This is a genomic window from Devosia algicola (assembly GCF_028816455.1).
GTDB classification, from domain to species: Bacteria; Pseudomonadota; Alphaproteobacteria; order Rhizobiales; family Devosiaceae; genus Devosia; species Devosia algicola.
Window position 1 is genome coordinate 2,669,489 of sequence record NZ_CP118246.1, and the last position, 21,127, is coordinate 2,690,615.

19 protein-coding genes and 3 pseudogenes are annotated in these 21,127 nt (G+C 57.2%); 5 read left to right on the forward strand and 17 right to left on the reverse strand.

The window, feature by feature from the left end:
- Positions 1-30 precede the first annotated feature (30 nt).
- Complete coding sequence (gene miaB, locus PSQ19_RS14180; RefSeq protein WP_282218264.1) at positions 31-1,491, reverse strand: tRNA (N6-isopentenyl adenosine(37)-C2)-methylthiotransferase MiaB; 1,461 nt, start codon at positions 1,489-1,491, stop codon at positions 31-33.
- 97 nt (positions 1,492-1,588) lie between these two features.
- Here miaB and PSQ19_RS14185 point away from each other — a divergent pair, with 97 nt between their 5' ends.
- Positions 1,589-1,786, forward strand: a complete 198-nt coding sequence (locus PSQ19_RS14185; RefSeq protein WP_282218265.1) for a hypothetical protein — start codon at positions 1,589-1,591, stop codon at positions 1,784-1,786.
- Between the two features lie 193 nt (positions 1,787-1,979).
- Here the strand turns inward: PSQ19_RS14185 and PSQ19_RS14190 are convergent, their stop codons facing one another.
- The 9 genes and pseudogenes from PSQ19_RS14190 to PSQ19_RS14230 all read right to left on the reverse strand — a co-directional run bounded on the left by PSQ19_RS14190 (position 1,980) and on the right by PSQ19_RS14230 (position 12,536).
- The gene (locus PSQ19_RS14190; protein ID WP_282218266.1) at positions 1,980-2,861 is read right to left on the reverse strand and encodes a hypothetical protein; all 882 of its coding nucleotides are present in this window, start codon (positions 2,859-2,861) and stop codon (positions 1,980-1,982) included.
- Between the two features lie 281 nt (positions 2,862-3,142).
- Complete coding sequence (locus PSQ19_RS14195) at positions 3,143-4,120, reverse strand: ABC transporter substrate-binding protein (protein WP_282218267.1); 978 nt, start codon at positions 4,118-4,120, stop codon at positions 3,143-3,145.
- 23 nt (positions 4,121-4,143) lie between these two features.
- A complete protein-coding gene (locus tag PSQ19_RS14200) occupies positions 4,144-5,262 on the reverse strand; it encodes an ABC transporter permease (RefSeq protein ID WP_282218268.1) in 1,119 nt (372 codons plus the stop codon).
- Positions 5,259-6,138: pseudogene (locus PSQ19_RS14205) on the reverse strand (ABC transporter permease). The gene PSQ19_RS14200 and the pseudogene PSQ19_RS14205 overlap by 4 nt, the downstream one beginning before the upstream one ends.
- 6 nt (positions 6,139-6,144) lie before the next feature.
- Positions 6,145-6,924 (reverse strand): ABC transporter ATP-binding protein, encoded by a 780-nt coding sequence (locus PSQ19_RS14210; protein ID WP_282218269.1) that lies wholly within the window; start codon positions 6,922-6,924, stop codon positions 6,145-6,147.
- Positions 6,924-8,375: pseudogene (gene hydA, locus PSQ19_RS14215) on the reverse strand (dihydropyrimidinase). Before hydA ends, PSQ19_RS14210 begins: the two are co-directional and overlap by 1 nt.
- Before the next feature lie 45 nt (positions 8,376-8,420).
- A pseudogene (locus PSQ19_RS14220) lies at positions 8,421-9,670 on the reverse strand (Zn-dependent hydrolase).
- A gap of 22 nt (positions 9,671-9,692) precedes the next feature.
- Positions 9,693-11,189, reverse strand: a complete 1,497-nt coding sequence (locus PSQ19_RS14225; protein WP_282218270.1) for a CoA-acylating methylmalonate-semialdehyde dehydrogenase — start codon at positions 11,187-11,189, stop codon at positions 9,693-9,695.
- 66 nt (positions 11,190-11,255) lie between these two features.
- The gene (locus PSQ19_RS14230) at positions 11,256-12,536 is read right to left on the reverse strand and encodes an aspartate aminotransferase family protein (protein WP_407649160.1); all 1,281 of its coding nucleotides are present in this window, start codon (positions 12,534-12,536) and stop codon (positions 11,256-11,258) included.
- A gap of 196 nt (positions 12,537-12,732) precedes the next feature.
- Here PSQ19_RS14230 and PSQ19_RS14235 point away from each other — a divergent pair, with 196 nt between their 5' ends.
- Positions 12,733-13,404: a TetR family transcriptional regulator C-terminal domain-containing protein gene (locus PSQ19_RS14235; RefSeq protein ID WP_282220712.1), complete on the forward strand. Its 672-nt coding sequence runs from the start codon at positions 12,733-12,735 to the stop codon at positions 13,402-13,404.
- On the opposite strand, the gene PSQ19_RS14240 is transcribed toward PSQ19_RS14235, so the two are convergent.
- From PSQ19_RS14240 to PSQ19_RS14270, 7 genes are all read right to left on the reverse strand, one after another.
- The gene (locus PSQ19_RS14240) at positions 13,405-14,349 is read right to left on the reverse strand and encodes a DMT family transporter (protein ID WP_282218272.1); all 945 of its coding nucleotides are present in this window, start codon (positions 14,347-14,349) and stop codon (positions 13,405-13,407) included. It lies immediately after the preceding gene.
- Positions 14,346-14,717: a DoxX family protein gene (locus tag PSQ19_RS14245; protein ID WP_282218273.1), complete on the reverse strand. Its 372-nt coding sequence runs from the start codon at positions 14,715-14,717 to the stop codon at positions 14,346-14,348. The genes PSQ19_RS14240 and PSQ19_RS14245 overlap by 4 nt, the downstream gene beginning before the upstream one ends.
- 35 nt (positions 14,718-14,752) lie before the next feature.
- A complete protein-coding gene (locus PSQ19_RS14250) occupies positions 14,753-15,220 on the reverse strand; it encodes a cytochrome b (RefSeq protein ID WP_282218274.1) in 468 nt (155 codons plus the stop codon).
- Between the two features lie 99 nt (positions 15,221-15,319).
- Positions 15,320-16,639 carry an NAD-dependent dihydropyrimidine dehydrogenase subunit PreA gene (preA, locus tag PSQ19_RS14255; RefSeq protein WP_282218275.1) on the reverse strand — a complete coding sequence of 440 codons (1,320 nt, stop codon included), beginning with the start codon at positions 16,637-16,639 and terminating at the stop codon, positions 15,320-15,322.
- Positions 16,632-17,018, reverse strand: coding sequence for a VOC family protein (locus PSQ19_RS14260; protein WP_282218276.1), 387 nt, complete (start codon positions 17,016-17,018; stop codon positions 16,632-16,634). The genes preA and PSQ19_RS14260 overlap by 8 nt, the downstream gene beginning before the upstream one ends.
- Before the next feature lie 23 nt (positions 17,019-17,041).
- The gene (locus tag PSQ19_RS14265) at positions 17,042-18,382 is read right to left on the reverse strand and encodes an NAD(P)-dependent oxidoreductase (RefSeq protein WP_282218277.1); all 1,341 of its coding nucleotides are present in this window, start codon (positions 18,380-18,382) and stop codon (positions 17,042-17,044) included.
- 61 nt (positions 18,383-18,443) lie between these two features.
- The gene (locus PSQ19_RS14270) at positions 18,444-18,716 is read right to left on the reverse strand and encodes a hypothetical protein (RefSeq protein WP_282218278.1); all 273 of its coding nucleotides are present in this window, start codon (positions 18,714-18,716) and stop codon (positions 18,444-18,446) included.
- Between the two features lie 125 nt (positions 18,717-18,841).
- Between PSQ19_RS14270 and PSQ19_RS14275 the strand changes: the two genes are divergently transcribed.
- The 3 genes from PSQ19_RS14275 (at position 18,842) to PSQ19_RS14285 (ending at position 21,124) form a co-directional block, all read left to right on the forward strand.
- Complete coding sequence (locus PSQ19_RS14275) at positions 18,842-19,207, forward strand: septal ring lytic transglycosylase RlpA family protein (protein ID WP_407649003.1); 366 nt, start codon at positions 18,842-18,844, stop codon at positions 19,205-19,207.
- A 112-nt stretch (positions 19,208-19,319) separates the two neighbouring features.
- Entirely contained in the window at positions 19,320-19,868 is a 549-nt protein-coding gene (locus PSQ19_RS14280) for a hypothetical protein (protein ID WP_282218280.1), read from the forward strand.
- A 170-nt stretch (positions 19,869-20,038) separates the two neighbouring features.
- A complete protein-coding gene (locus tag PSQ19_RS14285) occupies positions 20,039-21,124 on the forward strand; it encodes an MFS transporter (RefSeq protein WP_282218281.1) in 1,086 nt (361 codons plus the stop codon).
- Positions 21,125-21,127: the final 3 nt, after the last annotated feature.

The following is a 21,127-nucleotide window of genomic DNA, read 5'->3' on the forward strand; positions in this document are numbered from 1 at the left end:
TCTGCTCCTGAAATGAAGCGCAGCATGAGGTCACGCCACGCGAGACTCGTCAACGCTAACAGATTTGCGCGTTGTGTCGTGCGAAATATCACTGTTGTTAAGCCCCGCTTGTGTCAATTTCCCGACAAGCGAATTGGTTGAGGTCCCAATGATCTCAAGCGGCAGGATCTGCCCGATCAGATCGGTCGACCCCTCAAAATGCACCGCCTGCAGATAGGGAGACCGCCCGCCCACCTGACCGGCCATCCGCCCCTCGCGCTCGATCAGCACCGGCAGGGTCTTGCCAACGCATGACGTGTGAAACGCCGTGGTCTGTGCGTCAACAAGCGCCTGCAGCCGATAAAGCCGCTCATTTTTGACCGCTTCCTCAATTTGACCGTCCAGATTTGCGCCCGGCGTGCCCGGACGGGTCGAATATTTGAACGAATAAGCCGAGGCATAGCCGACATCGGCAATGATCCTGAGCGTATCCTCAAAATCCTTGTCGGTTTCTCCGGGAAAGCCGACGATGAAATCGCCCGATAGCGCCATGTCTGACCGCGCCGACCTTATCTTGTCGATCACCCGCATATAGTCGTCGCGCGTGTGGCGCCGGTTCATGGCCTTGAGTATCGTGTCCGAACCCGACTGCACCGGCAAATGCAGATAAGGCATCAGGATATCGAGGTCGCGGTGGGCCGCAATCAATCCATCATCCATGTCGCGTGGATGACTGGTCGTATAGCGCAACCGCGCCAATCCCTCGATTTCGGCCAAAAGATAGGCCAGCTGACCCAGTCCGACCGGATTTCCTGCCTCATCCAAACCGTGATAGGCATTCACATTCTGCCCCAGAAGGGTAATTTCCCTGACCCCGCCAGCGACCAGCCCGCGCGCCTCGGCCAGAACCTGCTGCACGGGGCGCGAAACTTCGGCGCCGCGCGTATAGGGCACCACACAAAAACTGCAAAACTTGTCGCAGCCTTCCTGCACGGTCAGGAATGCCGTGAGCCCCCGCTTGATCACCACTTCCTTCTGCGGCGCGGGGAGATAATCGAATTTGTCTTCCTCGGGAAAATCAGTGTCGATGACCGGCGTGCGCAACGCCGGATGCAAATGGCGGCTTCCGGCAGCCTTGGCCACCATATCGGGCAGGCGATGATAGGCCTGCGGTCCGAATACCATATCGACCACGGGTGCGCGCCGGGCAATTTCCTCGCCTTCGGCCTGTGCCACACACCCAGCCACACCGATCAGCAGATCCTGCCCGCCGGCGCGCCGCTCTGCCTGCAATTCCTTGAGGCGACCCAACTCCGAAAAGACCTTCTCCGACGCTTTTTCGCGAATGTGGCAGGTATTGAGCAAAACGAGGTCTGCCGTGGCGATGTCCGATACCGGTTGATATCCGTGCGGTGCCAGCGCATCGGCCATGCGGTCGCTGTCATAGACATTCATCTGACAGCCATAGGTCTTGATGAATAGTTTTTTGGTGTTCTGGGGCGTCTGGGTCATCCGCGCTCTTTAGCAGACTGCGGCAAAGACGAAAAGCGTGCAACCACTCGCCCGGTCGCCGGGTTTTGTAGGGGACACCCCAATGATGGAGGCTACGATGACCGACAAAGAAAGACCCAAGTCCGGCAAGGCGCCCGCGTTCAAGGACGAGGAAAAAACCGGGCCTGATGGCTCCCCGGTTCAGGTTCGTGACTCGGGCAAGGAAAACATGGGCAACAAACAAAAGAACTGGACCAAGCACGACGAGGAACTCGACGAAAGCTTTCCCGCCAGCGACCCACCCGCCAATTACTGACCACAAAGTTGTTAACCCGCTCCAGCCAACCGGAGCGGGTCTTTTTGGGGCGATATCAACTGAAAGAGGGCGGGAAACATCCCGCCCTCTTTTCTAGTGAATGAAGAAAATGATGATCAGGATCAGCCAAATAGGCACACCGAGCAGAAACAGTCCAAGGGCACGAAACATTGTTATGTCCTTTTTCTATGGTTCAGTAGCGGGGGAATACGTCAGCAAACACTGTTTGCTCGTCGCGATGGCGCCCGCCCATCGAGGCGGCCCAATAGGCACCAACCGCGCTCACAAGCAGCGACGCAGCAAGAAGAAAGGCTGCAACGATGCTGGTTTTGCGGGCGGCCTCAGCAGCATCCACAGCCTGCTGACGGGCGGCTTCTACATTGGCAGTAACCTGATCAACCCGCGCACCGGCTTCTTCAGGGGTGAGGCCGGTGTTGGCGGCGACGACATTGGCGAGATAGGTGCGATCCTCAGCCGAAACTTCAGTGTCATTGAGCGCTGAATTGGCAAAAATTCGCCCGGCTTCATCCCGCGCAACACCAGCATCGACCGGACGATCGCTGCGGAACAGCGTGTCCACAAAATAGGCGTTTGGATCGATGGAGCCATCCGCAGCGTTTGACGTCGCAACTGTTGCAGTTGCCGCCACATTGCCCACGGCGTTTGCCGCAGCGCCGACGCCACCAAGGGCAATCACCGTCCCCAGAACAGCCGCGCCAGCCCAAACCAGAAGGCCATGGGCGCCGTCCCGGACGTCGCTTTCATGTTCTGTGGCGTCATGGAATCGGCGGCGCATGCGGCCGGTCATGTAACCACCCGCCAAAAAGCTCGAGATCTGCACCCACAAGAGCCACAGGCCACCTGCAATGCCGATCCAGATTGGCGCAGCGCCCTCTCGGGCATGGAAGTTCGTAAATGATAGGCCTACGGCGGAGCCAAATGCCAGAAGGATGACCGAGATTGCTGATGCAAGCACGATGCCGGCAATGATTGCAGGCCAATCGACATAGGAAGACTGTTCGCCGTCGGCGCCGTCAGATACGACCGCAACCCCGGCGGGTGCATTGATAGCCATGTTTATGTTCTCCAGGTTTCAGTCGAGGGAAAGGGGCTTACTGCCCGGTCTCACGCCAGCCCGATAAAGGAAAGGATGGCCATGACCACGACGACGAGACCTACGAGATAAATGATACCGTTCATTTCGGATAATCCCTGTTGTTGACGCAATGGTCAAACAACTGGCAGTGAACGAAATCGTTCCGATGATGCACAATGAATGTGCAGTCTCTGTGCGTTTCCGTACAAAAAAGGCGGGGTCCTGCCCCGCCTTCAATAATATGCTGCGTGTGAAAAGGTCTACTTCAACGCGTCGGTAATCGCCGTGGTATAGGCGCCCTCAGGCTTTTTCTCGATGATCTTTTGATCGATCAGCGCCTTTTCGGTGCGGTCGTAAGCGGCAACGTTGAGCGATGGGTCGCTTGGGTCCACAAGCTTGGCCACCTCGTTCATCATATAAGTCTGATGCTCGATGGTCTGGGCGCCACTTTCGTCATTGTCGAGAACGATTTGTGCGGCTTCATCGGGATGATCAACCGCATATTGCCAGCCCTTCATAGAGGCGCGCACGAAACGCACCATCGTGTCGGCAAAGGCGGGGTCGTCCAGCCGGTCCTGCATGGCATAGAGCCCGTCTTCCAACAGGTCATTTCCAAGGTCGGTATAGTTGAAGATCACCAGCTTGTCCTCGGTAAACCCAGCGTCTTTCGCCTGACCCAGTTCATTGTAGGTCATCACCGAAATGCAGTCTGCCTGCTTCTGGATCAAAGGCTCGACGTCGAAGGACTGTTTTAAGACATTGACGCCGTCAGGCCCGCCATCAGTCGGAATGCCCAGTTTGTTCATCCAGGCATAGAACGGATATTCATTGCCGAAGAACCAGACGCCGAGTGTGTGACCCTTGAAATCGTCGGTAGTTTGCACCGGCCCATCCTTGGGGCAAATCATAAGTAGACCCGATTTCTTGTATGGCTGGGCGATATTGACCAGTGGCACGCCCTTGTCGCGTGCGGCCAGCGCCCCAGCCATCCAGTCGACAATCACATCGGCCCCGCCCCCGGCAATGACCTGCTCAGGTGCCACATCGGGGCCACCGGCCTTGATGGTGATGTCGATATTTTCGTCATCATAGTAGCCCTTGTCCTTGGCCACATAATAGCCCGCGAACTGAGCCTGAGTGACCCATTTGAGCTGCAAGGTGACGGCGTCACCGGCAAATACCGGCGCTGATCCCAGCGCCATGGCGCCGACTAGCATTCCCAAGACGAATTTCTTCATAGCTTGCGTTCCCTTTTCCCCTGTTACGCCCGTCCACCACGGACCGACGGATGCCAGAAGGTGACGGCGCGCTCGATCAGCACCACCACCCAGTAAAAGACCGATCCTGCCACTGCCGCCATGGCGATTTCAGCCCAGACCATTTCAACATTGAGCTTGCCGATCTCCGAGGAGATGCGGAAGCCCATGCCGACAATGGGCGTCCCGAAAAATTCTGCAACAATTGCCCCGATCAACGCCAGTGTGGAGTTGATCTTGAGGGCATTGAAAATGAATGGCGCCGCCGCTGGCAAGCGCAATTTGAACAACGTATGCCAATAGCCTGCCGCATAGGTACGCATCAGATCCCGTTCCATTTCGCCTGATCCGTTGAGCCCCGCGATCGTGTTCACCAGCATGGGGAAAAACGTCATGACGACAACGACCGCCGCTTTGCTGGGCCAGTCAAAGCCGAACCACATCACCATGATCGGTGCGATGCCAACAAGGGGCAATGCCGAGACGAAATTGCCCAACGGTAGGAGTCCTGCCTTGAGAAACGGCGATCGATCAATGGCAATGGCCACACCAAACCCGACCCCGCATCCGAGCCCGTACCCGATCAGCACTGCCTTGATAAAGGTTTGCTGAAAATCAGCCGCCAACACTGGAATATTGGCAAGGAGGACTTCCCAGATTGCCGATGGCGCAGGCAGCAATATCTTGGGTATGTTGGCCCCTAGTGTTATCGCCTCCCATGCCGTCAATATCGCGGCACCGAACATCAGCGGAATCAGCACGCCATATGGCCGCTCGGCCACCTCACCCCCGGCAATTGCCAGCGATAATCGTTCTGCGAAAAGCCATGCGAGCGTCCACATGGCGACCAGCGCCGCCCAATAGCCGGTTAGCGCCAGATCGATCCGGGGCAGCAAGAGCATCAGCACGACGCCGCCCAGGACGGCCAATCCGCCAGCTACCGCGAAAGGCATGCCGCGGAACCAGACGGCTAGCGCCGCAATACTTGCCAATAGCACCAGCAACAGCGGCCAGTAGTGCCAACTCATTGCCTGGCCGTCAGCGATTTGACCATATGGCAGCGCGATTGCCACAATGCACGCAAAGCCCGCAAACAGCGCCAAAATGGTCTGCAACCTGCTCATGCGGGGCGTACCCCCATGTGTCTGCTGGTCAAGCGCTCGACAACGTTGACAATGATGATCAGCCCGCCCGCAAGGGCAGCAGCCGCAAACAGCGCTGACCAGATCTGCACGGTCTGCCCATAATAGGAGCCGGCCAGCAGGCGCGCACCCAGCCCCGACCCGCCGCCGGCGGGTAGTTCACCAACAATGGCGCCGACCAGCGATGCAGCGATACCCACCTTCATCGAGGTGAAAAGATAGGGCAGTGCGATCGGCCAGCGTAGCTTGATAAAGGTTTGGACGGGGGACGCGTTATAGGTATGGAGCAGGTCGAGTTGAATGGCCTCGGGACTGCGAAACCCCTTGACCATGCCCACCACCACCGGAAAAAAGCTCAAATAGGCCGAAATGATCGCCTTGGGGATCAGCCCCGAAATGCCGACGGCGTTCAACACAACGATGATCATCGGTGCAATCGCCAATATTGGCACCGTCTGACTGGCAATGATCCACGGCATCATCGAACGGTCAGAAGCACTGTTATAGACGATAAACAGGGCAAGTCCGATTCCCAGGCTTGTACCGAAGACAAACCCCAGAAGCGTCGCCGACAGCGTAATCCAGCCATGATAAACCAGGCTGCGCTTGGACGTAACTTTTTGCATGACCACTGTTTGCCAAAGGCTCGCCGGCTACTTGGTGCGGGGTCGGCAATAGCGGCTTGTCTTGATTGAGCACATCGCCCAACTGCTGGGAAAAACTGACGTCGGTTACATCAGTTCGCTGGTAAAAATCGCTTTGTCGCGACCAGTTCATCAGCACCGCCGCGCCATACCACAGCACAACGGTCACACTGAGCACGATCAGGACCGGTATTGCGCTGCCACGGGCTGTCATCAGGCTCTATTCCTCATAGGAGTGCCCTGCCCGCAGTCCTTCGCGCACCCGCGCCGCAATGGCGAGAAATTCTGGCGTTTCGCGAATGTCCAGCGGGCGTTCATCAGGCAGTGTCGAGGCGATGACATCTGTTACCCGCCCCGGTCTTGGGCTCATCACCACGATTTTGGTCGAGAGATAAACGGCCTCGGGAATTGAATGGGTAACAAAACAGATGGTTTTCTCGGTGCGCCGCCAGAGCTTGAGCAGTTCTTCATTAAGATGATCGCGTACAATTTCATCGAGCGCCCCAAACGGCTCATCCATCAGCAGCAGGTCGGCGTCAAAGGCCAGCGCTCTGGCAATCGAGGCGCGTTGCTGCATACCGCCCGACAATTGCCAGGGATGTTTTTTGGCAAAGCCGCTCAGATTGACCAGATCAAGCGTGCGTTCGATCCGCTTGTCACGTTCGGGCTTTGAATAGCCCATGATTTCCAGCGGCAGCGCGATGTTTTTTTCGATTGTACGCCACGGATAGAGCGCTGCGGCCTGAAACACGTAGCCATAGGCCCGTGCCTGCCGCGCCTCCCTGGCGCTCATCCCATTGATTTCAAGCGTCCCGGATGTGAGGTCTTCGAGATCGGCAATGGTGCGCAGGAAAGTGGTTTTGCCGCACCCCGATGGCCCGATAAACGAAACAAATTCGCCCTTTTCGATCTCCAGATTGACTTCGCTTAACGCATGAACCGGACCATCGCTGGTGGCAAAAGTCAGGCTGAGGTCTTTTGCGGTAACGACCGAACTCATCAAACCCCCGAGGCCGGAATGCCGGAACGCTCGATCTTGCGAGGCGCCACAATGTCTTTCCAGGTCGACAGCGCCCGATTGACCGGGTTCTTGGCCTCTCGCGCCACGAACTTTCCGTGCCCGGCCTCTGCCTTGACCTCATTATCGATAATGGAAACCTTGCCCCGGCTCAACACATAGCGCGGCAACCCCGTCAGTTCGAACCCTTCAAACACATTATAGTCGATTACCGACTGCTGCGCCTTGGCAGATATGGTTTTGGTCCGCTTGGGATCCCACACCACCAGATCGGCATCGGCGCCCACCAGCACCGCCCCTTTTTTCGGGTACAGATTGAGAATTTTGGCAATATTGGTCGAGGTCACCGCGACAAATTCATTCATGGTCAGGCGCCCGCTATTGACCCCGCGGCTCCATAACACAGCCAAGCGGTCTTCAAGCCCCCCGGTGCCATTGGGAATTTTGGAAAAATCATCAATTCCATTCCGTTTCTGCTCGGTGGTGAAGGCGCAATGGTCAGTCGCCACAACCGACAGCGACCCAGCCTGCAGGCCCGCCCACAGTGAATCCTGATGCTGTTTGTTGCGGAATGGCGGCGACATGACGCGCCGCGCCGCATGGTCCCAGTCTGCATTGAAATATTCGCTTTCATCAAGCGTCAAGTGCTGGATCAGTGGCTCGCCATATACGCGCATGCCTTTTTGCCGGGCCCGACGGATGGCCTCGTGTGACTGCTCGCAGCTCACATGCACCACATAAAGCGGCACGCCAGCCATGTCAGCAATCATGATGGCTCGATTTGTCGCTTCGCCTTCAACTTCTGGCGGCCGCGAATAGGCGTGTCCCTCCGGCCCATTATTGCCCGCCGCCAGCAGTTTTTGCGTCATCGCGGCGACCACATCGCCATTTTCGGCATGGACCAGCGGCAGCGCACCAAGGTCTGCACAGCGCGAAAACGAGGCATAAAGGCTCGTCGTCATTGACCATGAGCGAGCCTTTATAGGCCATGAAATGCTTGAAACTGGTGATGCCGCGATCCACCACTTCGGCCATTTCGCGCCATACCTGCTCGTCCCACCAGGTGATCGCCATATGGAACGAATAATCGGTCGAAGCCTTGCCCGATTTATTGTCCCACATCTGCAACGCTTCCAGAAGACTTTGACCGGGACTGGGCAGGCAGAAATCCACTACCATCGTCGTGCCGCCCGCTAGTGCCGCCCGCGTGCCGCTTTCAAAGTCGTCCGCCGAATAGGTGCCCATGAACGGCATTTCGAGGTGGGTATGCGGGTCAATCCCCCCGGCATGACATAGCAGCCGGTTGCATCAAGCACCTCATCACCTGAAAGGTTAGGCCCAATCTCGACGATGCTGTCACCCTCAATCCTGACATCGGCTTTGTATGTCAGGTCGGCGGTGACGACGGTGCCGTTCTTGATGACTTTGCTCATTGGGTCTGCCCTTTCATAATCGGTTCTTTCAGTCTGGCGCGGCGCTTAACTCACGATCTCCGCTGTCTCGACGACAGCGTGAAACAGCACATCCGCCCCAGCTGTGGCCCATTCCTTGGATATGTCCTCGGCCTCATTATGCGATAGCCCATCAACGCAAGGGCACATCACCATGGCCGTCGGCGCCACCCGGTTGATCCAGCAGGCGTCATGTCCCGCCCCCGAAATCAGGTCGCGATGTGAATAGCCCAGTCGATCCGCCGCATTGCGCACCGCCGTGACGCATTTTTCATCAAACGTCACCGGATCAAAATGGCCCGCAACCTCGATTTCGATGCCAAGTCCCAGTTCCTTGGCAATTTCAGGTGCTTCGGCTTCCAGCTGCGCCTTCATGCCATCGAGAATTTCGCGGTCGGGCGACCTGAAATCGACAGTGAATACTGTCTTGCCCGGAATGACATTGCGCGAATTGGGGTATACATCGGCATGCCCGATCGCCCCGACCGCCATTGGTTGATGACTCATGGCAATAGTGTGGACCAGCTCGGTTATCCGCGCCATGCCGAGCCCGGCATTTTTACGCATCGGCATCGGGGTGGAACCGGTATGCGATTCCTTGCCGGTGAGCGTGATTTGCAACCACCACAGGCCCTGCCCGTGAGTGACCACGCCGATATCTTTGCCCTCGGCTTCAAGAATAGGGCCCTGCTCGATGTGCAACTCGAAGAACGCGTGGATATTGCGCTGGCCGACCGGCTCCTCCCCTTCCAGCCGATGCGCGCCAATTCATCGCCGAATTTCTTGCCTTTGGCATCGGCCCGATCATAGGCCCAGTCGCGTTCATGCACGCCGGCAAAAACCCCGGACGCCAGCATGGCCGGGGCAAAGCGGGTGCCTTCCTCATTTGTCCAGTTGGTTACAATAATGGGGCGACGGGTTTTTATACCCAGATCATTCATCGTGCGAATGAGTTCGAGGCCTGACAACACCCCTAAGACCCCATCATATTTGCCGCCGGTTGGCTGGGTATCGAGGTGACTTCCAACATAGACCGGGTCGAGATCCGGTTCGGTTCCTTCGGCCCGCATGAACATGTTACCCATATCATCGACAGACATGGAAAGGCCGGCCTCCTCGCACCATCGCGCGAACAAATGCCGGCCTTCGCTGTCTTCGTCGGTCACGGTCTGGCGATTATTGCCCCCGGCAATGCCCGGGCCAATCTTGGCCATCTCCATTAGGCTATCCCAGAGCCGGTCACCGTTGATCTTGAGGTTTTCACCGGGTGCTGCCATGGGATAGTTCCTTTCGCTTCAATTATTTGGCGCTGGGAAAGCTGAATTCGGCACCGCCCTTGATACCGGCAGGCCAGCGCGTTGTAATGGTTTTCAGCCGTGTGTAAAAATGTACGCCCTCTGGCCCGTAGATTGCATGGTCGCCAAACAGGCTGCGTTTCCAGCCGCCAAACGAGTGATAGGCAACCGGCACCGGGATTGGCACATTGACCCCGACCATACCCACCTCGATATTGTTGGCAAATTCCCGGGCAGCATCGCCGTCGCGGGTGAAAATGGCGGTACCATTGCCATATTCATGCTCATTGATCAGCGTCACCGCCTCGCCATAGTCCTTGGCGCGTACCACCGAGAGCACTGGTCCGAAAATCTCGTCCTTGTAGATCGTCATGTCTTTGGTGACATTGTCAAACAATGTTCCGCCGACATAATAGCCCTCTTCATAGCCCTGCAAGCTGAAGCCGCGCCCGTCGACCACCAGCTGGGCGCCCTCTTCGACACCCTTGTCGATATAGCCAAGGATCTTGTCGCGATGCATCCTGGTGACCACGGGCCCCATTTCCGCATCCTTGTCGGTCGCCGGTCCGATCTTGAGAGCTTCAACGCGTGGCTTCAGTTTGGCCACCAGCGCATCGGCGGTCTTATCGCCCACGGGCACCGCTACAGAAATCGCCATGCACCGTTCGCCCGCTGAGCCGTACCCGGCACCCATCAGCGCATCGGCCGCCTGGTCAAGGTCCGCGTCGGGCATGATCACCATATGGTTTTTCGCCCCGCCCAGTGCCTGCACCCGTTTGCCGGCCTTGGTGCCGCGTTGATAGACATATTCGGCAATCGGGGTAGAGCCAACAAAGCTTACGGCCTGGATATCCGGGTGATCCAGAATGTGATCTACCGCTTCCTTGTCGCCATGCACGATATTGAAGACGCCCTCGGGCAGGCCCGCCTCCATGAACAGGTTCCACGCCAGCATCGGCGCCGACGGATCCCGTTCCGAGGGCTTCAGGATAAAACTGTTGCCGCAGGCGATAGCGGCTGGATACATCCACATCGGCACCATGGCCGGAAAGTTGAACGGGGTAATACCCGCCACCACGCCCAACGCCTGCCGGTCTGAATACGTATCTATCGACGGTCCGACATTGCGCGAAAATTCGCCCTTGAGCAGTTGCGGGATTCCGCAGGCATAGTCCACACAATCAATGCCGCGCGCCACTTCACCCAGCGCATCATCGTGCACCTTGCCATGCTCCAGCGATATTGCGCGTGCCAACTCGTCAGCATGCTGATCGAGCAATGCCTTGAACTTGAACATGATGCGCGCCCGCTTCATCGGCGGGGTGTTGGCCCAGGCCGGATGGGCCGCTTTGGCCGATGCGACCGCAGCGTCGATCTCGGTCGTCGTTGATAGTGGCAGGCTGGCACTCTGCTCGCCGGTCGCCGGGTTGAAGACCGCCGCTTGCCGCTGGCTTTTTGAGGTAACCAATGCCCCGTTGATGGCGTTTTGGATGGTTTTCATGTCGGCTTTCCGATCGTAAAAAATGGAACATACATTCTTTAATACTCTTAGAATGAACGATCCATTCTATTCAAGCGATTTAAGCACTGTCCGCAATGTATCAACCAGCGTATCGACATGACTCTTGTCCACAATCAGCGGCGGCGACAGTGCAATGATATCGCCGGTCGTGCGGATCAACACGCCAGCGTCATAGGCCTTGAGAAAGGCTGAAAAGGCGCGTTGGGTTGGCGATCCGGTGATTGATTCCAACTCGATGGCGCCCACCAGTCCGATATTGCGAATGTCGATGACATGCGGACAGTCGGCCAGCGAATGCAGCGCCTCGCCAAAATAGTCGCCCATATCGGCACCGCGAGTCAGCAGATCTTCGTCCTTGTAGGTCTCAAGTGTTGCCAGACCCGCCGCCGCCGCCATCGGATTGCCCGAATAGGTATAGCCATGGAAGAATTCGATGACATGCTCAGGGCCATTCATGAACGCATCATGGATTTCCCCTGTTACCAGCACTGCGCCCATCGGGATCGTGCCATTGGTCAGCCCCTTGGCTGTAATCATAATGTCAGGCGTAACCCCGAAATAGTCGGCGCCAAATGGTGTGCCCAACCGCCCGAAACCGGTGATCACTTCGTCAAAAATCAGCAAAATGCCGTGTTTCTTGGTGATGTCGCGCAGCCGCTTTAAATACCCCATGGGCGGTATCAATACGCCCGTTGAACCGGCCACGGGCTCGACGATCACCGCCGCGATGGTCGAGGCATCGTGCAGCGTAACGATCCGTTCCAATTCGTCTGCCAGATCGGTGCCATATTCCGGTGGTCCCTTTGAAAAAGCGTTCTTGCTCAGATTGTGGGTGTGGGGCATGTGATCGACGCCGGTCAATAATGTCCCGAACATCTTGCGATTGCTGACAATGCCGCCGACCGATATCCCGCCGAAATTGACACCGTGATAGGCCCGCTCGCGTCCGATCAACCGGCTGCGGGCACCGTCGCCTTTGACCCGGTGATAGGCCAAGGCGACCTTGAGCGCGGTCTCCACTGATTCGGAACCTGAATTGGTAAACAGCACATGGTCGAGCCCCTTGGGGGCGATATCAACCAGCCGGTTGGCCAATTCAAATGCCTTTGGGTGCCCCATCTGGAAGGCCGGTGCGTAGTCAAGCTCGGCGGCCTGCGTCTGAATTGCCTCGACGATGTTGGGACGGCAATGGCCGGCATTGACGCACCACAACCCGGCAGTGCCGTCTAATACCTGGCGGCCCTCAGCCGTTGTATAATGCATGTCCTTGGCACCAACGAACATGCGGGGCGCTTTCTTGAACTGCCGATTTGCCGTAAAGGGCATCCAGAAGGCGCTCAGATCATTCGGCGTCACACTGCTTGAATTCGACACGAGGCAATCGCTCCCAGTTAATATGACTTGTACGATCATGTTTATTGGTACTTGACGTGGGACCGTGTTACCAAGATTTTTGACCAGTTGGAAAAATGTTAGCACTCTGATGGTGCCGATCAAGGTGAAAAATGCTGAGATTGTCGTGGTGAGCAAAAGTAGCGCCAAATCGCGTCCCGCATCCGCTCGTGGACACCGGCCCAAAACTCGTATTCAGCGCGAGAAGCAGGATATTATCCTGGAAGCCGCGCTGGATGTATTTTCGCTACACGGTTTTCGCGGCGCCACCATCGATCAGATCGCCGAGGTTGCGGGCATGAGCAAGCCCAATCTCCTGTACTATTTCCCGCGTAAAGAGGAGATTCACCGCCGCCTTATTTCCGAACTGCTTGTCACCTGGCTTGAGCCATTGCGCGAAATGGACGCCAAGGGCGATCCGTTCCCCGAAATTTGTTCCTATATCCGGCGAAAACTCGAAATGGCCCGCGACTTCCCGCGCGAAAGCCGCCTTTTTGCCACTGAAATGCTCCAGGGCGCGCCACGCATCAGTGAAATGATCGAGGTTGACCTCAAAAATCTTGTGGATGAAAAGGCCCGGGTCATTGAAGGCTGGATGGACGACGGCAAACTGACGCGCGTCGATCCTTATCACCTGATTTTTTCAATCTGGGCCACCACGCAGCACTATGCCGATTTTGATGTGCAGGTTCGGGCGGTCCTCGGCCCGAAGCGCGGCGGCGATGGGCGCTTTGAGGATGCCGCGCGCTATCTCGAGCAACTGTTTCTCTTTGGCCTTATGCCTGGAAAATCAATAGGTTGATTAGCTGGGAAGCCGCTTTTTGGGACGGGCGCTCCCGCTCTTGGGATGCTCATGTGATAACCCCAATACCAACAGTCCAAGAACGGTGATCAGCGCACCCATCAGTACGGACAGACTGGCCCAGCCGTGCCCCATCAGCCCTTCAAGCACTATGACAAAGATTGGCGTCAGATAGCCATAGGCGATCACTTTGGCGGCCGGCAAATGTAGGCTGGCGAACTGCAACAGGAAAAAACTGACCGCAGTGGGAAAGACTGCCAGATACAGAATGACCCACCAGACTATCGGCGGCAGTGCACCCCAATTGGTGGCCAACATTTCGGGTAACCCGTAAAGCCCGATCCAGACGGTTGTGGCTGCCAAGGAAAAAAAGCTTAGTACCATCGCCGGTTCGCCCCGGCTGAATCGGCGCAGCAGCGGGGTATTGATCGCGTAGCATAGACAGCCGACAAAAAAGATCTGCTCGCCCGGCCCGATTTCAAACCGTGCCATCGCACCAAAATCACCACGAAAAATCACCCAAAGCGAGCCCATCCCGGCAAAAATCAGACTTACCAGTCCCACCGGTCCTGTGCGCTGCCCAACGATAATCAGGCCGAACCCTGCCACCAGCAGCGGTATCAGCGTAAATATCGCGCTCGTCGCCACCGGTGCGGTAATCTTGAGCGCCACGAACATGGTCACGAAATAAACCGCCAGCAGCGCGCCAAGAATTATAAAGCGCCAGGGAGCTTGAGGCACTGCCAACGTGTTGCCGGCCGGTCCGAATGCCACGACCCCCATCACTGCCGTGCCAAGCAAAAACCGAACTGCGTTTAGCGGCGCTGGCGCAATTTCACCGGCAATCAGGCTACCGAAGGCAAACGAACCCGCAATCAGCAGGGCAAATGTCAGCATGGCCAAATGAGCCAGCAGGCGGTTTTTGCCCTCGTCTGCCGTGCTCACAGGGCCTCGGCGATCACCATCAACAACCCACCGGCAAGCGTGATGTTGACGAGGGTGAAGTAAAGATGAGGATTGCGCTCTTCACCCTTGAACAGAAACAGATTGTGAAACAGGCAGGTTGCCAACACCAGAAAGATGATCAGCGCCAAGGCACCCAATACGGTCCACATCCCTAAAATCAGGAACAATCCGCCGACAATTTGCACGCCAAAACCAAGCGCTGCCAATATAGTGGGCAACGGCCAGCCATAATTGGTCTTCGAATTCTTGCGCTCGGGAAAATGGCTGAAATTGCGAATACCGGCGATCAGGAAAAACAAACCGAAGATAACTCGCCCAATAACGAGAAGCGACGCAGCGAGGGTCAAGGAACGTCTCTATTCAAAGAATCGACACCGCAAGCCTAACTCGTGCGGTCGTCTCTGGCGAGCCTTCTCACAGTTGTTGGCACCATGCGGCCGAGCACGCCATCCCTGAGCACATAATGGTGGGCGAGCGCAGCAAGCGCGTGCAGACCCACCAAATAGATGATGGTCCAGGCGGCAATATTGTGCAGGTTTTCAACGACCCGAGCCAATCCCCGGTCGGCGCCGATAAGAGGCGGCATGGAAAACAGTCCAAAGAAGGTAAAGCTCCCGCCCCGAAACCAGCGCAGCGAAAATCCGAACCCGATCTGTGCGGCCAGCAAGGCGTAGAGCGTCCAATGCATGGCGACGGCCAGATAATGGGAAATGTCACGCCTTTCCCGCAGCAATCGCCGCCCACCCAGACGACGCCATCCCAACTGCGCAACAAAAATGGCGGCAAGCAATATTCCCAGCGAAATGCGCAGGCTCGCCCCCTCGTCCCGGATGTCAACGGCGCCGCTCATTGTCGAACCTATCGCAAACCTAGTGTTCAGTGCCCAATCATATCAGAGCATTGATGTGCGAAAGGTTAGGAACCTTGGCGGTATCCGATCTGGATTAGATCATTCCGCCGGTTCTGCCGCTTTCGCTGCCGGGTTGTTTGGATGCGTAGTCCAATTGGCATACTCGCCCGTCACAATGCGGCCGGTCCGCTCGTCAACCGTGCCGGGGGCCATTGCTTCAAGCGTGATGCAATCATCGACGGGACAAACATTGACGCACAGATTGCAGCCCACGCACTCGTCGTCCATCACCTCAAAATGCCGTTTGCCATCCTTTTCCTTCATGATCGCCTGATGCGATGTGTCTTCGCAGGCAATGTGACAGCGACCGCACGAAATGCACAAATCCTGATTGATCCGGGCTTTGGCGACATAGTTGAGATCAAGATATTGCCAGTCGGTCACATTGCGCACGGCCCGTCCGGTGATTGCTTCGAGATTGGCGTGTCCCTTGTCGTCCATCCAGTTGCCAAGCCCCGAAATCATCTCCTCGACGATCTTGAAGCCATAGGTCATGGCTGCAGTGCACACCTGTACATTGCCCGCCCCCAGCGCCAGGAACTCAGCCGCATCGCGCCAGGTTGTCACCCCGCCGATGCCCGAAATCGGCAACCCGTGCGTTTGGGGATCGCGCGCGATTTCGGCCACCATGTTGAGTGCAATCGGTTTGACCGCCGGGCCGCAATAGCCGCCATGGGTGCCCTTGCCCGCAACCGTTGGATTGGGGGCGAAAAGGTCAAGATCCACCGAAACAATCGAGTTGATCGTATTGATCAGCGACACCGCATCGGTGCCGCCGGCCTTGGCGGCGCGGGCTGGTTTGCGGACATCGGTAATATTGGGGGTCAGCTTGGTGATTACTGGCATGCGTGTATATTGCTTGCACCAGCGCACCACCATTTCGATATATTCCGGCACCTGCCCGACTGCGGCACCCATGCCGCGCTCACTCATACCGTGCGGGCAGCCGAAATTGAGTTCGATCCCATCGGCGCCGGTTTCCTCGACCAGCGGTAATATCGCTTTCCAGGCCTCCTCTTCGCAAGGCACCATGATTGAGGCGATCAGCGCGCGATCGGGCCAGTTCATCTTGACCTGTTTCATTTCCCGCAGATTGATCTGCAGGCTGCGATCAGTGATCAATTCGATATTGTTAAGCCCCAGCAATCGGCGGTCGGCGCCATAAATCGCGCCATATCGAGGTCCGTTCACATTGACCACCGGGGGGCCTTCTTCACCCAGCGTTTTCCAGACGACCCCGCCCCAACCGGCCTTGAACGCTCGCTCGACATTATAGGCTTTGTCGGTCGGAGGCGCCGAAGCCAGCCAGAACGGGTTGGGTGATTTGATGCCAACAAAATTATTCCGAAGATCAGCCATGGTCCTGGCTCCCTTTGATCGTCTGAATGAGAATGAGGTTGCCCTCGCTATCGTTTATCAGGGCCCAACGCGTACCGGGCTCCCATGGTGCGTCGTCTGGTCCGCTGACCGGGGTCACGCCACGCTCGGCCAATGTCCGGCACGTCGCGTCGACATCGCCAGTCGCCAACACCAACTCTGGTTTTTTACTCGTTTCAACACTGTCGCGCTTGTCGAAATGCAAAAGTGTTGCGGCGCCTGGCACCCGCATGAATATCCAACGATCCTCCCCATAGGGGTTGTTTCGCTCGACCGCGAAACCCAACGTATCGCGGTAAAACGCCAGCGCCCTTGCCGTGTCGGTCACGCCGATGGATTGGAAATGGATATGGCTGAACATGGCCGCCATCCCGGTTGGCCCCCCTATGTTGCCAATAGCGCCGCATGGATGTGTTCTGCGGCGTCCCGCCCTTCGGCAACGGCTGTTACGGTCAGATCATCGCCGCCTGTCGCACAGTCGCCGCCAGCCCAAACGCCGGAAACGGACGTGCGGCCGAATTCGTCGACCGCTATCTTGCCGCCCGCCAGCTCCAACGCCCCACCATCGCTATTGAGCGTCTGGCCAATGGCCTTGAATACCTGATCGGCGGCCAGAACCAAGGTTTCCCCGGTTTCGCGCAACTGTCCGTCAACCATTGCAGTATAGGCCAGTTCAACACCGGTGACGCGCCCACCCTCGCTCACGACGCGTCGGGGTGCCATCCAGTGGCGGATCGTGACGCCCTTGGCGGCGGCCAAATCCTGCTCGAATTCGGACGCGCTCATCTGCTCCTTGCCGCGTCGGTAAACAATATTGACCTCTTCGGCACCCAATAGTTTGGATTGCACCGCCGCGTCCACCGCCGTCATGCCGCCGCCAATCACCACCACCCGGCGTCCGATCGGCAGGCCGCTCAAATCGCCCGCCTGGCGCAACTCGGCAATAAAATCGACCGCGTTGGCAACGCCTTCGGCGTCTTCGTTCTCCGCCCGTAGCGCATTGACCCCGCCCAGACCCATACCCAGAAATACCGCGTCGTAGCGCTCCTGCAATTGCTGCAGCGTAAAGTCCTGTCCGAACGTCTTGCCGTTGATAATGTTGATGCCACCGATGGCGGTGACATAGTCGACCTCGGCCTGGGCAAATTGATCGGTCGATTTGTAGGACGCAATGCCGTATTCATTGAGCCCCCCGGCCTTGGGACGCGAGTCATATATTGTGACCTCGTGGCCTTTGACCGCCAGTCGGTGCGCCGCCGCCAGCCCGGCCGGCCCTGCCCCGACCACGGCAATTGTCTTGCCCGTCGAAGCGGCCCGCTCAAAAAACTGCCGATTGTCGGCCATGGCCATGTCGGTGGCATAGCGCTGCAACAGGCCGATGCGAACCGGCTTGCCCTCGGCCTCCTCCCGGACGCACGCTTCCTCACACAATTGCTCGGTGGGGCAGACGCGGGCGCACATGCCGCCCAGAATATTCTGCTCAAAGATTGTCTCAGCGGCGCCCATGCCATTGCCGGTGGCAATCTCGCGAATGAACATCGGAATGTCGATGGTGGTCGGGCAGGCATTCATGCACGGCGCGTCGTAGCAAAAATAGCAGCGATCCGCTTCAACTATGGCTTCGTGCCGGTCCAATGGCGGGTGAAGATCGGAAAAATTGTCCGCATATTGGTTGGGTGCAAGTCGCCCCGATACAATGCCCTGCTTGACGTCGCCCTGTGCCATGCCAGTCTCCCTGCTCCGTTCTACACAACGCTAACGCAGGCTCCAATTTTTTATCAATTGGTCAAATATCATGAATTTGCATGAGGGTTTGGTTGCCCAAAACCGCCCCATTCTCGCCCAAAAGCACCATTTTCAGTCGCGCAATCGCCCAAAATTTCCATGCAACCCGATCATTTGGCGTCGAGGACTGCATACCGGGTGGAACTGTTGCACCACGGACACGCTCTAAAATTTGAATCCGAAAACGCAGAGTAACTACCCAGACGCGGTGCGCCAAAGTGCCAAAGAGAAGAATTATTTTTCCTGTCGGCACTAAATTCAGGCTCCCGCCCATATTGGGTGAACCAAAAAATCGTGACTATTCTGCAACACATCCTGCAGGCCGACCGGCATTGTCCAATTGGCCCATATTCTGGCCCCCTGCCCTAATTACTCAGCGCGGCATCGACAATTTAGTGAGTGTCTCGTTTGACCAAGAAATTCATCACCACCGCCGCCATTGCTGCCACTGTGCTGTTCGCAACAACCGTTTCATCTTTTGCCCAATGTGGCGGTGCCTCATGGTATGGCCCCGGCTTCAACGGCAAGAAAGCCGCCTCCGGCCAGATCTTCAACGAAAACGCCATGACTGCCGCGCACCGCTCGCTGCCCTTTGGCACCAAGCTCAAGGTAGTCGACCAGCGCACCGGCAAATATGTCCAGGTTACCATCAATGATCGTGGCCCCTTTCATGGTGGCCGTATCATCGATCTGTCCAAAGCCGCTGCCACCAAACTGGGCTTTCGCAATCGCGGCACAACATCGGTATGTATCGAAAAAATGTAGTTGATCTGGCGTGCAATGAGGTCGATCAACAAATATGGCGATGTTAGCGCTCCCTTAGCAATAAGGCTCTATTGTAGTCACAATAGTGATAAACAATGAGGGTGCGCCAACCATGCAGGCAACAGCATTCGTGGTCGGCCCCCAAGACGGGCCGGGCGCGGCATTGTCGGATATGGCGCGCGGGCTTAACTTCGCCTCGGTGCTGCCCTATGCGGGAGTAAGTACCGCCGAGCAGCAGTCCATGCGCACGCCTGTTTGCTATTTTCTGTTCGCCGCAGTCCCCGATATTGGCTCCTTGCGCGACGTTGCAGAGGCAATACGCTTCTCGCCCAGTCGCAAGGTTCGTTTCTCACCATTGATCTATTTTGCGTCAAACCCATCGCTCGACACCATAAACCGGTGCGCAAATCTGGGATTTGACGATGTCATCGCAATCCCGGTTGGGCAGGATCGGCTGGCCGAACGCATCAGTCGCCAGATCAACAAGACCATCGTCTATTACGAGACTTCTGCCTATTTTGGGCCGGACCGGCGGCACCGGCAGATGCAGACACCGGCAGGGGAGTTGCGTGAAGGCGGGCGCTATCGGAGACTTGAAATCATGCGCAGCCTGATCTCGGGAATCAGTGTAGTCCGTGACGAACTCCGCGATACCCCATAGGCGCTTGCGCCATTGAAATCGATGCAAGGCCTATTTCCCTACTCTTGATTCTACCTTAGCGTGCGCCCGTCTGTTGCCACGAGTACAATCCATGAATATCGGCCTAAAGCTACCGCCACAGGCTCCATGTCTATGGCGGGTTTTTTATTTACTCATTCTGCATGGGAAGCTTGTTCCCACGCATCCCCGATATTCGCAACGCCATGGGCGTAGAGGAGGGTGCCTTGGGACTGGCCCTCGTTGGCGCGGCCGTAGGAACTTTGATTTCATTGACTTTTTTTGGCCGTTTAATCGAAAAAATCGGCCATCGTCGGGTCATCCTATTCGCCATCCCGACGCTGGCGCTCAGCTATGCAATTGCTGTGTTGGCGCCCGGCCCACTCGCCCTGTTTTTGTTGCTGGTGCCCACGGGCCTATTGATCGGTGTAATCGAGATCGTCCTCAATCTTGAGGCCGACCGTACTGAACACGCCCTGGGGCGTCGCATCATGAACCGCTCGCATGGCTTCTGGAGTATCGGCTTTTTCACCTCCGGCCTGATTGGTGCGTTTATCGCTCAGACCGGTCTGAGCGCCCAGGTTCATTTGGCCCTGATGGTGCCCATTGTCCTGGTTGGCGTGATACTTATTCTTGGCCGCTTCCAGCCGGCCGCCCATCGCACCGGCGGTAGCGCCGATGCCGGTCCGCGACTGGCGCGCCCCTCGCTTGCCATTATGGTGCTGGTGGCCGTCACCCTCTCCGCCATGGTGCTCGAAGGGGCGGGTGGCGATTGGTCCGCGATCTATATGCGCGACATGTTTGCCGTGGAGCCGTTTCTTGCCGGCTTTGCCGTGGCTATCGGGGCGGGCGCCCAGGCTCTAACTCGTATATTCGCCGACAGGTTTGTCGAGCGCTATAATCCGGTGTTGGTAGCGCGTGTCTTGCTAACAGTGCTTGGTATCGGCGCTACCGCCGTTTTTCTGGCGCCAAACGCCGTTGTGGCCTTGGCCGGTTTTGCCCTCATGGGCGTTGGCACGAGTGCCATATTTCCCCTGGCCATGTCCGCCGCTGCGCAGCGCACCGATCGCCCCGCGGCGGTCAATGTGGCGGCATTGGCTCAGATATCGTTTGTCGCCTTCCTGCTTGGACCGCCGCTACTGGGTTTCGTCGCCCAGCATATTGGCATTCAATGGGCATTTGGTGTTGGCATTCCGCTGGTGGTCGTGAGTTTTTGGGCGGCCGGCGCGCTTTCGCCCCGGCCCTCAATGATTGTCTGAACC